The organism is Salipiger pallidus (genome assembly GCF_014643635.1).
Classification (GTDB): domain Bacteria; phylum Pseudomonadota; class Alphaproteobacteria; order Rhodobacterales; family Rhodobacteraceae; genus Salipiger; species Salipiger pallidus.
The window spans coordinates 445,884-458,814 of sequence record NZ_BMJV01000001.1 but is presented as its reverse complement, the minus strand read 5'-3'; the positions used below and the strand labels follow the sequence as shown (position 1 = coordinate 458,814).

14 protein-coding genes, 1 tRNA gene and 1 pseudogene are annotated in these 12,931 nt (G+C 63.9%); 13 read left to right on the top strand and 3 right to left on the bottom strand.

Annotated features, from left to right (window positions below; all coding sequences use genetic code 11):
* Positions 1 to 16: 16 nt before the first annotated feature.
* On the bottom strand, positions 17 to 256 hold the full coding sequence (locus IEX41_RS02190; RefSeq protein WP_188788373.1) for a hypothetical protein: 240 nt from the start codon (positions 254 to 256) through the stop codon (positions 17 to 19).
* Positions 257 to 1,084: 828 nt separating this feature from the next.
* Complete coding sequence (locus tag IEX41_RS02185) at positions 1,085 to 1,738, bottom strand: alpha/beta hydrolase (protein WP_188788370.1); 654 nt, start codon at positions 1,736 to 1,738, stop codon at positions 1,085 to 1,087.
* Between the two features lie 166 nt (positions 1,739 to 1,904).
* Between IEX41_RS02185 and iscR the strand changes: the two genes are divergently transcribed.
* The 13 genes from iscR to IEX41_RS02120 all read left to right on the top strand — a co-directional run bounded on the left by iscR (position 1,905) and on the right by IEX41_RS02120 (position 11,474).
* Positions 1,905 to 2,366 (top strand): Fe-S cluster assembly transcriptional regulator IscR, encoded by a 462-nt coding sequence (gene iscR, locus IEX41_RS02180; protein WP_188788368.1) that lies wholly within the window; start codon positions 1,905 to 1,907, stop codon positions 2,364 to 2,366.
* A 93-nt stretch (positions 2,367 to 2,459) separates the two neighbouring features.
* Positions 2,460 to 3,497, top strand: coding sequence for a cysteine desulfurase family protein (locus IEX41_RS02175; protein WP_188788366.1), 1,038 nt, complete (start codon positions 2,460 to 2,462; stop codon positions 3,495 to 3,497).
* A gap of 249 nt (positions 3,498 to 3,746) precedes the next feature.
* Positions 3,747 to 5,276, top strand: a complete 1,530-nt coding sequence (gene sufB / locus IEX41_RS02170) for a Fe-S cluster assembly protein SufB (RefSeq protein ID WP_188788364.1) — start codon at positions 3,747 to 3,749, stop codon at positions 5,274 to 5,276.
* 33 nt (positions 5,277 to 5,309) lie between these two features.
* Entirely contained in the window at positions 5,310 to 5,507 is a 198-nt protein-coding gene (locus IEX41_RS02165) for a hypothetical protein (RefSeq protein ID WP_188788362.1), read from the top strand.
* A gap of 31 nt (positions 5,508 to 5,538) precedes the next feature.
* Entirely contained in the window at positions 5,539 to 5,853 is a 315-nt protein-coding gene (locus IEX41_RS02160; RefSeq protein ID WP_188788360.1) for a heavy metal-binding domain-containing protein, read from the top strand.
* 35 nt (positions 5,854 to 5,888) lie between these two features.
* Positions 5,889 to 6,452, top strand: a complete 564-nt coding sequence (locus IEX41_RS02155; protein ID WP_188788359.1) for an O-methyltransferase — start codon at positions 5,889 to 5,891, stop codon at positions 6,450 to 6,452.
* Positions 6,453 to 6,510: 58 nt separating this feature from the next.
* On the top strand, positions 6,511 to 7,266 hold the full coding sequence (sufC, locus tag IEX41_RS02150) for a Fe-S cluster assembly ATPase SufC (RefSeq protein ID WP_188788357.1): 756 nt from the start codon (positions 6,511 to 6,513) through the stop codon (positions 7,264 to 7,266).
* Positions 7,267 to 8,544: a SufB/SufD family protein gene (locus IEX41_RS02145; protein ID WP_188788355.1), complete on the top strand. Its 1,278-nt coding sequence runs from the start codon at positions 7,267 to 7,269 to the stop codon at positions 8,542 to 8,544. It begins immediately after the preceding gene.
* A gap of 1 nt (position 8,545) precedes the next feature.
* Positions 8,546 to 9,043, top strand: a complete 498-nt coding sequence (locus tag IEX41_RS02140; protein WP_188788352.1) for a YIP1 family protein — start codon at positions 8,546 to 8,548, stop codon at positions 9,041 to 9,043.
* Positions 9,040 to 9,627 (top strand): YIP1 family protein, encoded by a 588-nt coding sequence (locus IEX41_RS02135; protein ID WP_188788350.1) that lies wholly within the window; start codon positions 9,040 to 9,042, stop codon positions 9,625 to 9,627. The genes IEX41_RS02140 and IEX41_RS02135 overlap by 4 nt, the downstream gene beginning before the upstream one ends.
* Positions 9,620 to 10,840: a cysteine desulfurase gene (locus IEX41_RS02130; RefSeq protein WP_188788348.1), complete on the top strand. Its 1,221-nt coding sequence runs from the start codon at positions 9,620 to 9,622 to the stop codon at positions 10,838 to 10,840. Before IEX41_RS02135 ends, IEX41_RS02130 begins: the two co-directional genes overlap by 8 nt.
* 122 nt (positions 10,841 to 10,962) lie before the next feature.
* Positions 10,963 to 11,178: a hypothetical protein gene (locus tag IEX41_RS02125; protein WP_188788346.1), complete on the top strand. Its 216-nt coding sequence runs from the start codon at positions 10,963 to 10,965 to the stop codon at positions 11,176 to 11,178.
* 219 nt (positions 11,179 to 11,397) lie between these two features.
* Positions 11,398 to 11,474: transfer RNA gene (locus IEX41_RS02120), tRNA-Arg, on the top strand.
* Positions 11,475 to 12,001: 527 nt separating this feature from the next.
* Here IEX41_RS02120 and IEX41_RS21380 read toward each other — a convergent pair.
* Positions 12,002 to 12,604 (bottom strand): annotated as a pseudogene (locus IEX41_RS21380) (hypothetical protein).
* Positions 12,605 to 12,931 lie beyond the last annotated feature (327 nt).

Here is a 12,931-nt window from a genome sequence, read left to right as displayed (position 1 = left end):
TCGAGACGGTCCACGCTCACAGATCCACGTCCGTGGGGTCAGATGCGACGCCGTTGATGCGGTCGATCATGAACTTGCGGGCCCGGCGCTCGGCGATGCGCACACGCACCGAGGTGAGGTAAGCCTCTTCCAGCGTCGTCGAGGACGCCCCGATCACCGCGGCCACTTCCATGAAGAAACGGTCGTCGCCGGTGGTGTCCATCACCTTGAAGGTGTCTTCCGCGAGCTTGTCGGCGAGTTGCTGTGTCAGGGACATCGCGTGCCTCGTTTGATGGGTGCTGTGATGCGCCATCAATAGGCAATGTGGCGCCCGGAGGAAAGCGGGCAGGGCATCTGCGAGTGCTACGGTCGGGGAATTGGCAAAAGCTGCCGCCGACCTGCCGCCTTCGGTTGATGGATTTGACTCGCCGACTCACATTCCCGGGAATTTGTGGATGAAACGCAGTGCGACTTCTGTGACGGAACGTCGAACCGGCCCGATGCCGCAGCAATCCCTACACGCTTAACGCTGCAAACTGCTCCGGACGAAATCGTGCAGCTGCCGAAGTCTATCTCGCGGGGGCACTGATCTTGGCCTCAGCGGCATCGCGAGGGTCTGAAACACGGTTCTTAGCGGAGGTGCTCGGGGCGGGGGGACGCGGAACGTTATGACCGCCCACTGAGACATCATGGAACGGTACGAGTCGGGCCGTCAGCTGATGATCGTGGGCCGAGGTGCTTTTACGGCGCGGTCGCTGGCGGGGCTCATCCGGTCCCGCGATCTGCGGCGGTACACGCAAATGTACCTAGAGTCCGAGATGCAACGTGCTGGGCCGGCCGGGGCCGTGTGCACTTGGGATCAAGAGCTGCACCCTATGGCTTCCATGGGACGTGTCCGTGCCTGCGTGCAGGCGATGGCGGGACGGGGCCATGAGCTATTGCCCGAAACAGATACTGCTTCGTCGAAGGAGCTGGACCCACCGCGGCCCCGGACTGAGCCGACTGCGGCAGGTGATGCGACGGCAAAGGCCGCATCACCAGGTGCGCTTGGCTGAGGGCCGGCCCTGAGCGGTGATGCGGTGATCACGGCTCGGGCCCGGATGGTTCAGCGCGAGTTTTCGGTGAGGCGACGCTTCACGTAGGAGTTCACAGACCCGATCATGGTTTCCATGTGCGGTTCCTCGAAGAAGTGGCCGGAGCCCTCGACTTCCTCGTGGCTAATGGTGATGCCCTTCTGCTCCTTGAGCTTGTTGACCAGGCTCGTGGTGTCGGCGGGCGGGGCCACGCGGTCGGCGGTGCCGTTGATGATCAGGCCCGATGACGGGCAGGGCGCGAGGAAGGAGAAATCGTACATGTTCGCCGGCGGCGAGACCGACACGAAGCCGGTGATCTCGGGGCGACGCATGAGCAGCTGCATGCCGATCCACGCACCGAACGAGAAGCCCGCGACCCAGCAATGCTTGGAGTTGTTGTTCATCGACTGCAGGTAATCGAGCGCCGATGCGGCATCCGACAGCTCGCCGATGCCCTGGTCGTACTCGCCCTGGCTGCGGCCAACACCGCGGAAGTTGAAGCGCAGGACCGTGAAGCCCATGTTGTAGAAGGCATAGTGCAGGTTGTAGACAACCTTGTTGTTCATCGTCCCGCCGAACTGCGGGTGGGGATGAAGCACGATGGCGATGGGCGCATCGCGATCCTTCTGGGGGTGGTAGCGGCCTTCAAGGCGGCCTTCGGGTCCGGGAAAGATGACCTCGGGCATTCTGCGAATGTGCTCCTCGACGCGGGTGCGGCAATTCTTGACGAAAATGCTCAGACACCTTAGAACGGTTCCAGACCCGGCCGGATGCCGGGTGGGCTGCGGTTGCATCTAGGCAATGACCGCGCCGAGGTCAATCGTTGGGGGCCAGTTGGCCGGGAGGTGTGACATGAAGCTCAGCACGAAGGGGCGGTATGCCATGGTGGCGCTGACGGATATCGCGATGCAGTCCGGCAGCGGGCTGGTGACGCTCAGCGATATCTCGCGGCGACAGGACGTGTCGCTGCCCTATCTCGAGCAGCTCTTCGTCAAGCTGCGCCGGGCGGGGCTGGTAGAATCGGTCCGAGGTCCCGGTGGCGGGTATCGCCTTGCGCGGCCGGCCTCGGAGATCCGTGTGGTGGATATCCTCGGCGCAGTGGACGAGACTGTGGACGCCATGCACAAGGGTGCCGGTGCGTCCGGTGGCGCGTCCGGAAGCCGGGCGCAGTCGCTGACCAACCGACTGTGGCAGAGCCTGTCGGCGCATGTCTACGTCTTTCTGCATCAGACGAGGCTTTCGGACATCATTGACAACACCCTTGCGCCCTGTCCGGCGGTGCCGTCGCTCTTTGCGGTGGTTGACGAGCCGTGAGCCGGTGATGGGATCGGGGGCTCTGCCCCCGTCCGCCTGGGGCGGACTCCCCCGGGATATTTGCCGTCAAAGGAAACATGGGAAGGGGCTGGTTTGCAGCGCTGCTATCTAGACTGGAATGCCACGGCGCCGATGCGCCCCGAGGCGCGCGAGGCCATGGTGGCCGCCTTCGACGTGGTGGGCAATCCGTCCTCGGTTCATGCCGAGGGGCGGGCGGCCAAGGCGCTTCTGGAGCGGGCGCGGGGGCAGGTGGCCTCGGCGCTCGGGGCGGATGGAGCGGACGTGGTCTTCCTGTCCGGTGCCACCGAGGCAGCGGCGCTGGCCTGCGCCGGGCGCGGCCTCTTGGGCGCCGAGGTCGAACATGACGCCGTCAAGGCGTGGATCGAGCCGTCGCTTGCGGTAGACGCACGTGGGCAGGTGGCCGTGGAGGTGCCTGAGCAGGCGGTGCTGCAGGTTGCCAATTCCGAGACGGGGGTGATCCAGGAGGCGTTGCCGCAAGGCCTGGCGGTGGTGGATGCCACGCAGGCCTTCGGCAAGATCCCCTTTGCTTTCAACTGGGCGGGCTGCACTGCGGCGTTGGTGTCGGCGCACAAGCTGGGCGGGCCCAAGGGCATCGGAGCGCTGGTGCTCAAGCGCGGCACCGACCTTGCGGCGCAGCTGCTGGGCGGCGGGCAGGAGATGGGCCGCCGGGCGGGGACCGAGAACCTTGCGGGAATCGCCGGCTTCGCCGCCGCGGCCGAGGCTGCCATGAGAGATATGGAGCAGGGTGTCTGGGGCGAGGTGGAGAAACTTAGAAACATTCTAGAGAATGTGATTGCGAACTCCTCCAAAGATACTATTTTTGTCGGGAAAGATGCACCGCGTTTACCTAATACCTCGTGCTTCGCAATGCCGGGTTGGAAAGGGGAAACGCAAGTCATGCAGATGGACCTCGCCGGGTTCGCGGTCAGCGCCGGGTCGGCCTGCTCCAGCGGCAAGCTGCGCCCCAGTGGCGTGTTGGAGGCCATGGGGCATGACGAGGAGACGGCGCGCTCGGCCATCCGGGTGAGCCTTGGGCCGGGGGTGCGGGAGGAGGACGTGGTCCGGTTCGCGGAAAGCTGGCTGAAGCAGCTGGGCCGCCGCCGGAGCTGACCAGCGCAGGCCATGGCCTGCCTCGGGCAGGGCGGCTACGGTCGGGCGCGGGATGGCAGGCGCAGGGGACAACGGCGCCCGTTATGGCGCGACAACAACAGCGCTTCGCAAGGGCGCGACGCAAGACGAGGGCGCGAGTTGTGCCCATGAAGCAGGGCGCGCGAGACCGCGCCGATCGAATTGGGCGCGTAAGCCGCGCCGGGAATGCAACCACGCGAAGGGTCTTCGCGTGATGACAGGAGAGACAAGATGGCAGCCTTCGACAATGTGACCGTCAAGGAAGGGGTCGACCAGGAGACCGTGAATGCGGTCGAGGCCGTTTCCACCTACAAGTACGGCTGGGAGACCGACATCGAGATGGAGTACGCGCCGAAGGGTCTTTCGGCCGATATCGTGCGCCTCATCTCGGAAAAGAACGAAGAGCCGGAGTGGATGACCGAATGGCGCCTTGCCGCCTACGAGCGCTGGCTGACCAAGACCGAACCTGACTGGGCCATGGTCAATTATCCCAAGATCGACTTCCAGGAACAGTATTACTACGCCCGGCCCAAGAGCATGGCGGAAAAGCCCAAGTCGCTGGACGACGTGGACCCCAAGCTGCTGGCGACCTATGAAAAGCTCGGCATCCCGCTCAAGGAGCAGATGGTTCTTGCCGGTGTCGAAGGGGCCGAAAGTACCCCCGCCGATGGCAAGGAGCAGCGCAAGGTCGCAGTGGACGCGGTGTTCGACTCCGTTTCCGTGGGCACGACCTTCAAAAAGGAACTTGAGAAGGCAGGGGTGATCTTCTGCTCTATTTCCGAGGCGATCCGCGAGCATCCCGAGCTGGTGAAAAAGTATCTCGGCTCGGTGGTTCCGGTGTCGGACAACTACTATGCCACGCTGAACTCGGCGGTCTTCTCGGACGGCTCGTTCGTCTACGTGCCGCCCGGCGTGCGCTGCCCGATGGAACTGTCGACCTACTTCCGTATCAACGCGGAGAACACCGGCCAGTTCGAACGCACGCTCATCATCGCCGACAAGGGCTCGTATGTGAGCTACCTTGAGGGCTGCACCGCGCCCAAGCGTGACACCGCGCAGCTGCACGCCGCCGTGGTCGAGATCGTGGTCGAGGAAGACGCCGAGGTGAAATATTCCACCGTCCAGAACTGGTTCCCCGGCGACGAGGACGGCAAGGGCGGCATCTACAACTTCGTCACCAAGCGTGCCGATTGCCGTGGCGACCGTGCCAAGGTCATGTGGACGCAGGTGGAAACCGGCTCGGCGGTGACGTGGAAATACCCGTCCTGCATCCTGCGCGGCAACGAGAGCCAGGGCGAGTTCTACTCCATCGCCATCACAAACGGCCACCAGCAGGCGGACACCGGCACCAAGATGGTGCACCTTGGCAAGAACACCCGTTCGCGCATCGTGTCCAAGGGCATCTCTGCGGGTGTGGCGCAGAACACCTACCGTGGCCTTGTGTCCATGCACCCCAAGGCCAAGGAAAGCCGCAACTACACCCAGTGCGACAGTCTTCTGATCGGTGACAAATGCGGGGCGCACACCGTCCCCTACATTGAGGTCAAGAACAACTCGAGCCGGGTGGAGCACGAGGCGACCACCTCCAAGGTGGACGACGAGCAGATGTTCTACTGCCAGCAGCGCGGCATGGACGAGGAAGAGGCCGTGGCCCTGATCGTCAACGGCTTCTGCAAGGAAGTGCTGCAGGCCCTGCCCATGGAGTTCGCCATGGAAGCTCAGGCGCTGGTGGCCATCTCGCTTGAAGGGTCGGTGGGCTAAGGCCCGCCACCCCGGCCACGGGAGCACAGGCGTATGATCCAGCAGCTTGCCCTGCAATCGTCGGGCGCCGCCATCGGTGTCTTTCTGGGACTGCTCATCGGACTCACCCTGCGCAAGCGCAAGGGCAGGACGGAGGGCATTCTTGCCGGGTCCGTCCTTGTCACCGCCAGCGCAGGGGCCGGCCTTGCCTTGATCGTCATGATGGCGATCACCTATTTCACCACTGCATGAGCTTTTCATGGCAAACCCTTGGGAGAAAAAGATGATTGTTACGACGACCAACAACATCGAAGGCCACCGGATCACCGCCTACAAAGGCGTGGTGGTCGGCGAGGCGATCATGGGCGCCAACGTGGTGCGCGATCTTTTCGCGCAGGTGACCGACATCGTTGGCGGCCGGTCTGGCGCTTACGAGCGCAAGCTGCAGGACGCCCGTGAGGTTGCCTTCAAGGAGCTCGAGCAGCGCGCTGCAAACCTTGGCGCCAACGCGGTGGTCGGTGTCGACATCGACTACGAGGTGGTGGGCAACTCGATGCTCATGGTCTCGGCTTCCGGAACGGCGGTCGTGGTCGAGTGACCGCGCCTGCGCCCATACCGCGCCCGGAGCTGACCATGCCCGAGGCCGAGGCCGCGCTGCTGCGCGACCTCTATGGCCGTGCGCAGGTCATCCTCGAGTACGGCTCGGGCGGCTCGACGGTGCTTGCCTCGGAGCTTCCGGGGCGGACGGTGTTCTCGGTGGAAAGCGACCGGGACTGGGCGCAGATGATGCGCGGCTGGTTCGATCAGAACCCGCCCGCGGACGGCACCGAGGTCGACGTGATCTGGGCCGACATCGGTGAGACCAAGGACTGGGGCCATCCCAAGGACGACAGCGAATGGCGGCGCTGGCCGCGCTATCCGCTCGAGGTCTGGGGGCTGAAAGAATTCCGGCAGCCCGACGTGGTGCTGGTGGACGGGCGGTTCCGGGTGGGCTGTGCGCTGGCGACCGCCTACCTGGCCGAGCGGCCCATGGCGCTGCTCTTCGACGATTACGCGCCGCGGGAGCATTACCACAAGGTGGAAGAGTTCCTCGGGGCGCCGCAGATGACCGGGCGCATGGCCCGGTTCGAGATCACCCCGCAGCCAATCCCTCCGGGGCGGCTTTTGCGGATCATGGAATGGACGATGCGGCCCTGAGGGCCGGCATCCGATGACAGACGACGGGGCGCGCGCCCCTGACAGGAGATGGAAAAAGATGCTTGAGATCAAAAACCTGCACGTGAAACTTGAAGAAGAGGATAAGCAGATCCTCAAGGGTGTGGACCTGACCGTCGAAGCGGGCAAGGTGCATGCGATCATGGGCCCGAACGGGTCGGGCAAGTCGACCCTGTCCTATGTCCTGTCGGGCAAGGACGGCTACGAGGTCACCGACGGTAGCGCGGAACTTCTGGGCGAAGACCTCCTTGACATGGACCCCGAAGAGCGCGCCGCCGCCGGCCTCTTCCTTGCCTTCCAATACCCCGTCGAGATCCCCGGCGTCGGCAACATGACCTTCCTGCGCACCGCGGTGAACAGCCAGCGCAAGGCGCGTGGCGAAGAGGAAATGTCCTCGACCGAGTTCCTCAAGGTCGTCCGCGAGAAGGCCAAGGATCTGAAGATCGATGCCGAGATGCTCAAGCGCCCCGTGAACGTCGGCTTCTCGGGCGGCGAGAAAAAGCGCAACGAGATCCTGCAGATGGCGATGCTCGAGCCCAAGCTTTGCATCCTTGACGAGACCGATAGCGGCCTCGACGTGGACGCGATGAAGCTGGTCGCCGACGGCGTGAACGCGCTGCGCGATGAAGGCCGCGGGTTCCTTGTGATCACGCACTACCAGCGCCTTCTCGACCACATCAAGCCGGACGTGGTGCACATCATGTACAACGGCCGCATCATCAAGACCGGCGGCCCCGAGCTGGCGCTCGAGGTCGAACACAACGGGTATGCCGACCTGATCGAAGAGGAGGCGTAAATGGCCCTTCCGAAACTGAAACAGGATGCGACCGACGCGCGCATCGCGGCGCTGAGCCTGCCCGAGGGCGGCTGGTCTGCGCCCGCCCGCAAGGCGGCGCTGGCCCGGTTGCAGGACATGGGCCTGCCCGGTGCCCGTGACGAGTACTGGAAGTACACTCGCCCCGAGACGCTGGTGTCGGTGGACCCGACCCCGGCGGCAGTCTTCGAAGATGACGAGGCGCCGTTTTGGGACGGCATCGACCGTCTGAAAATCGTCTTTACCGACGGAGTCTTCGACGAGGCGGCGAGCGATGATCTGTCGCTTGAGAACATCGAGTTCGCGCGGCTGTCGGACAGCACCGACATCCTCTGGGCAAAGGACCTCTACGGCACGCTCGAAGAGGCAGGGCAGACCCCGGTGCAGCGCCCGCTGGCGGCGCTTAACACCGCCTTTGCCACGGACGGCATCGTGATGCGCGTCACCGGCCCGGTGAGCAAGCCGGTGAACTTCGTCTACAACCATGGCTCGGACAGCTCGGACGCGATTCTGCATCACGTGGTGAAAGTCGAAAAGACCGGCGACGTGACGATCCTCGAAAACGGCCCGGCTGCCGCGCGGTTCAACAACTGCATGGAGGTCGAGGTCGCCGATGGCGCGGGCTTCCACCACATCCGTGCGCAGGGCCGCGATCATGAACGCCGTGCGGCAACGCACATCTTCGGCCGTCTCGGCACGGAAAGCACGTTCAAGACCTTCACCCTCACGGTGAATGGTGTGCTGACCCGCAACGAGGTCGTGCTCGAGCTTCTGGGTGATGACGCCGTGGCCCACGTTGCCGGTGCCTGCATGGGTGACGGCGACTTCCTTCACGATGACACGGTGTTCATCACCCACGACGCGGTGAACTGCGAAAGCCGGCAGGTCTTCAAGAAGGTGCTGCGCAATGGTGCCACGGGTGTCTTCCAGGGCAAGATCCTGGTGAAGCCCGGCGCCCAGAAGACCGACGGCTACCAGATCAGCCAGTCGCTGCTGCTGGACGACGACAGCCAGTTCCTCGCCAAGCCGGAGCTTGAGATCTACGCCGATGACGTGGCCTGTTCGCACGGCTCCACCTCTGGCGCGATCGACGAGGACGGCCTGTTCTACCTGCGTGCCCGAGGCCTGCCGCGTGGCATCGCCGAGGATCTGCTGACCATCGCCTTCATCGCCGAGGCAGTGCTGGAGATCGAAAGCCAGGAACTGCAGGACGAGCTGAACGCCCGGGTGGCGGCATGGCTCGAACGTCGGCGCGGCTGACATGACCATCTCGCGCGATATCGTCGCCACATGGACCGGCCCTCGCCGCGTGGTCTCCCGGATCTATTCGGAAGGCCCGCGCGAGGATCGCGCGCTGATGATCCTCATGGCGGCCTGCGGGCTGTTCTTCATCGCGGCGATGCCTGCATTGGCGCGTGAAGCCCACCTCGATGGGGCGGACCTCAACCCGAGGCTCGGCGGTGCGCTGCTGGGCTGGCTGGTGATGGCCCCGCTGCTGGCTTACCTCGTGTCGCTGGTCGGGATGCTGTGGGGCGTGGTGACGCGCCGCCGGACCACCGGTTACGGCGCGCGATTGGCGCTGTTCTGGGCCATGCTCGCGTCAAGCCCGCTGGTCCTGTTGAACGGCCTTGTCTCGGGGCTTATCGGCGCCGGACCTGCGCTGACCCTAGTGGGAGGGGCGTGGTTCGCGGCCTTCCTGTGGTTCTGGCTCTCAGGCCTTGCGGCGGTGACCGAACCCCGGGCGGAGCGTGCGGCGTGACTGCTGGCGGCGTGATGCGCCTTGCGCTGGAGACGGTGATGGCGCCACGCATGGTGGCGCAGCATCTTCTGGCGCAGGAGCCTGGGCGTGAAGCGGCGCTGACGTTGTTCGCGCTTGCCGTCGTGCTCAATGCGCTGGTTGCGGGACTGACGCTGGCGATGGCACCGGGAACAGTGCTGCCGCTGGGATACGGTCCGGTAATGGTCGCCATCCTGCTGGGGACGGTCCTGCTGCTGCTGGTAAGCGCTATCGGCAGTTTCGGACGCATGTGGGGCGGAACGGGGCGCAACCGCGACATCCTTTTCCTGCTGTCCTGGGCGCAGATCCTGCGGGCGGGGCTGCAGTTCGTGCTGCTTCTGCTGGGGGTGGTATCGGCCGGTTCTCTCGGGAGCGTGCTCGCCATCGCGGGAGCGGTGGTCGGGATCTGGATCCTTGCGAACTTCATCGATGTGGCGCATGGGTTCGGCAACGCTTGGAAGGCGGCCATGGTCCTGATCATGGCCGGTGCCTTAGCCAGCTTCGTGCTGGTTTCGGTGATGATGACTTTGGGCTTCGGGCCCGACACGGGTATCAATGATGTATGATGTGATCGAAATTCGCCGCGATTTCCCGATCCTCTCGCGCGAGGTGAACGGCAAGCCGCTGGTCTATCTCGACAATGGCGCCTCGGCACAAAAGCCGCAGGTGGTGATCGACGCGGTGACCCGCGGCTATGCCGAGGATTACGCCAACGTCCACCGGGGCCTGCATTACCTGTCGAACCTCTCGACCGAGAAATACGAGGGCACGCGCGGCATCATCGCCCGCTTCCTCGGCGCCAAGGACGAGGACGAGATCGTCTTCACCTCTGGTACCACGGAAGGCATCAATCTTGTCGCCTACGGCTGGGCCATGCCGCGCCTGCAGGCCGGGGACGAGATCGTGCTGTCGGTGATGGAGCATCACGCAAACATCGTGCCCTGGCATTTCCTGCGCGAACGCCTTGGCGTGGTTTTGAAGTGGGTCGACGTGGATGCCACCGGGGCGCTTGATCCGCAGAAGGTGATCGATGCCATCGGCCCCAAGACCAAACTCGTTGCCATCACGCAGGTGTCGAACGTGCTGGGCACCGTGGTGGACGTGAAGACCATCAGCCACGCCGCCCGCGAACGGGGCGTCCCGGTTCTGGTGGACGGCAGCCAGGGCGCGGTGCACATGCCCGTGGATGTCGAGGACATCGGCTGCGATTTCTACGCCATCACTGGTCACAAGCTTTACGGTCCCTCGGGGTCGGGCGCGATCTTCATCCGCAAGGAGCGCATGGCCGAGATGATCCCCTTCATGGGCGGCGGCGACATGATCCGCGAGGTCCGCAAGGATTGCGTGAGCTATGCCGAGCCCCCGATGAAGTTTGAGGCCGGTACCCCCGGCATCGTCCAGCAGATCGGCCTTGGTGTGGCGCTCGACTACCTCATGGACCTCGGAATGCACAACATTGCCGCCCACGAGGCCAACCTTGCCTCCTATGCCAAGGCGCGGCTCTCTGGCCTCAACTGGCTTCAGGTGCAGGGCCATGCGCCGGGCAAGGCTGCGATCTTCTCGTTCACGTTGGACGGAGCGGCGCATCCCCATGACATCTCGACGATCCTCGACAAGAAGGGCGTCGCAGTGAGGGCAGGGCATCACTGCGCCGGCCCGCTGATGGAGCACCTTGGCGTTTCGGCCACCTGCCGCGCGTCCTTCGGTCTCTACAACACCGAGGACGAGGTGGATGCGCTGGTGGACGCACTGGAACTGGCGCACGATCTCTTTGCCTGATCGCGGTCTGCAATAACGCCTGCGCAAGGTGTTCCCCAAGCTGTCCGTGACCATCGTTGGTTTTCTCAATGTGGCGGTGCCGGGGGCGTGCCCATGTGGAGCCGGCGTGGCTGTCGGATGGGATGTCTTCCATCGAAGGCGATGCGCTGACGGCGGGCTGGCTCGAGGGGCAGAACGCGATCCTGATCTCCTACCGGTTCTCGGGAGTGCCGGGCGCGATCCACGCGGACCTTCTGTCACGGGCCGACGTTCAACTGGCGACAGGCGGGCATTTTCTGGTCCATGGTTTCATGGTCCATACTGATCGCAGCGGCCCGTGGGCGGTGGCGCTCTGGTAACTGCTGCACACCGCAATCTTTCCCAAGGCGCGGTCTGCCGGCACCGATAGCCTCACAGTCTAGCTTACTGCGGCTGGTTTTGCAGCGGTCCAGATGCCCGAGATGATCCGCCTAGATGACCATGCTGGCCGAGCCCTGCTGCCCCTGTGCAAGGAAACCTGCGCCCGGCCCGATTTCCTGATTGCAGGCGCTTTGCGGATGGCTTATCACCCGCCTCAGGCACCCGTAGCTCAGCTGGATAGAGCGCTGCCCTCCGAAGGCAGAGGCCAAAGGTTCGAATCCTTTCGGGTGCGCCACTTTATCCCTTTGTTTTTTCTAAGATTACCCCGTTCGTTGGCAGCCAAGATTCGTGCGCCTCTGGCGCTTCGCCCCTTTCGCGGCCGACTAGCTTTAGGATGCCGACACGGTCGGGCGACTGAAAAATGAAACGCCACAGATAATTACACCGGCCTATCGCGGCTTACGCGGAAACCGCAAGGATTGCCGCAACGGACCGCATGGCCCCGTTAGCCTTGGAAACGCGCTGCGCGGGGGATGGGCTGCTTTGGTTTGCTGGTGAGGTGTCTGAAGCACCTCAAAAGCGCCTCCACTTGTTGTTCCGAAGAACGGGGTAACTCGTCGGCTTTCGAACCGGGCCCGATTTCAGAGACCTGGCTTTGGACGACCGATGTAGTGGGCGTGATGGAACGCGGCACGTATGCCAGTGCCTATTCCCTAAGCTCTAGCACTGGGTTTGCCGGTCGCCCACTTTGCGCGGGATAGAATGACGAAGCAATCGCTTACAAATTGTTCCGGATCACCTGAGCCTATTCCATCGCAAGGATCATGTTGCGCACCACCGGTAAATCTCGGACCGCCATCGGGGGCCGTTGAAGACGCCGTGGTGGCCTACGTTATCTTGAAGGTGATGTCGCTTCAGGCGAGGGCGCAGCGATGCTCACAAATCATGCGCTGCGGTGGTCTGGCCAAGCCCGCAGATGTCGTCGCGGCGGCCTTTGTCCGTCAGAGGGGCTGTGCGGGTGATCCCTGATGGATCACGCTTGCGGCCACGGTATGTCAAATCGCCGGTGGCCAATCCGGCTTGCTGAAAGTTGTGGTCGATGGTCTGGATGGAGAACTCCTCGGTGAGGTGGAGCACCGCGAAATTATCGTCGTAGAAGTCCTTGATGCGCTGCGCTTTCGCCGCTTCCCCGCCGGTGAGATGTTCGTAGAGCTTGCGATGCTGGCCACGGTGGCGGTCCATGTTCATAGGCATGAAGGCGGTCAGCTGCACGGCGCCGGGATAGACCCGCCGCCCGGCACAGGGGAGACGTCCGGGCACGGTGGAGATCACGTTGCGCTGTAACCAGGCCAGCGGCTTTTCATTGGCCAGATCATTCACCGAGCTGGGGCTGCGCACATCCACAGGCACGGCCACGAGTGGCATGCTGAGCGGGGTCGCGGTGCTTGCGGACATCACGGTGACTGCGGCGAGCGCCTGCACGCAGGGTTGGCAGACCCCGAGGATATGTCCGCCGCGGCCGATCTGTTCCATGAACCGGATGACATAGGCGACGTGATTCTCGCCTCCGAAGAGGCCGCCCTTCTGGGTGTTCTTCCAGCTGGTGATGTAGATGTCCTGATCCTGCCACAACGTCTGTAGGCTGCCTGCCAGCCGCGTCGCAAAGTGTTCTGAGAGGCGCCGTCACCAGCACCTTGGGTTGCCGGGTGTCGATGTCCTTGCGGAAGAGCAGAAGAGTGCCGAACGGCAGGT

What these genes read in the sequence shown, in the direction of transcription:
- IEX41_RS02190 (WP_188788373.1), bottom strand. Translation starts at nt 256, where the DNA reads ATGTCCCTGACACAGCAACTCGCCGACAAGCTCGCGGAAGACACCTTC.
- IEX41_RS02185 (WP_188788370.1), bottom strand. Translation starts at nt 1,738, where the DNA reads ATGCCCGAGGTCATCTTTCCCGGACCCGAAGGCCGCCTTGAAGGCCGC.
- iscR (WP_188788368.1), top strand. Translation starts at nt 1,905, where the DNA reads ATGAAGCTCAGCACGAAGGGGCGGTATGCCATGGTGGCGCTGACGGAT.
- sufB (WP_188788364.1), top strand. Translation starts at nt 3,747, where the DNA reads ATGGCAGCCTTCGACAATGTGACCGTCAAGGAAGGGGTCGACCAGGAG.
- IEX41_RS02165 (WP_188788362.1), top strand. Translation starts at nt 5,310, where the DNA reads ATGATCCAGCAGCTTGCCCTGCAATCGTCGGGCGCCGCCATCGGTGTC.
- IEX41_RS02160 (WP_188788360.1), top strand. Translation starts at nt 5,539, where the DNA reads ATGATTGTTACGACGACCAACAACATCGAAGGCCACCGGATCACCGCC.
- IEX41_RS02155 (WP_188788359.1), top strand. Translation starts at nt 5,889, where the DNA reads ATGCCCGAGGCCGAGGCCGCGCTGCTGCGCGACCTCTATGGCCGTGCG.
- sufC (WP_188788357.1), top strand. Translation starts at nt 6,511, where the DNA reads ATGCTTGAGATCAAAAACCTGCACGTGAAACTTGAAGAAGAGGATAAG.
- IEX41_RS02145 (WP_188788355.1), top strand. Translation starts at nt 7,267, where the DNA reads ATGGCCCTTCCGAAACTGAAACAGGATGCGACCGACGCGCGCATCGCG.
- IEX41_RS02140 (WP_188788352.1), top strand. Translation starts at nt 8,546, where the DNA reads ATGACCATCTCGCGCGATATCGTCGCCACATGGACCGGCCCTCGCCGC.
- IEX41_RS02130 (WP_188788348.1), top strand. Translation starts at nt 9,620, where the DNA reads ATGTATGATGTGATCGAAATTCGCCGCGATTTCCCGATCCTCTCGCGC.
- IEX41_RS02125 (WP_188788346.1), top strand. Translation starts at nt 10,963, where the DNA reads ATGTCTTCCATCGAAGGCGATGCGCTGACGGCGGGCTGGCTCGAGGGG.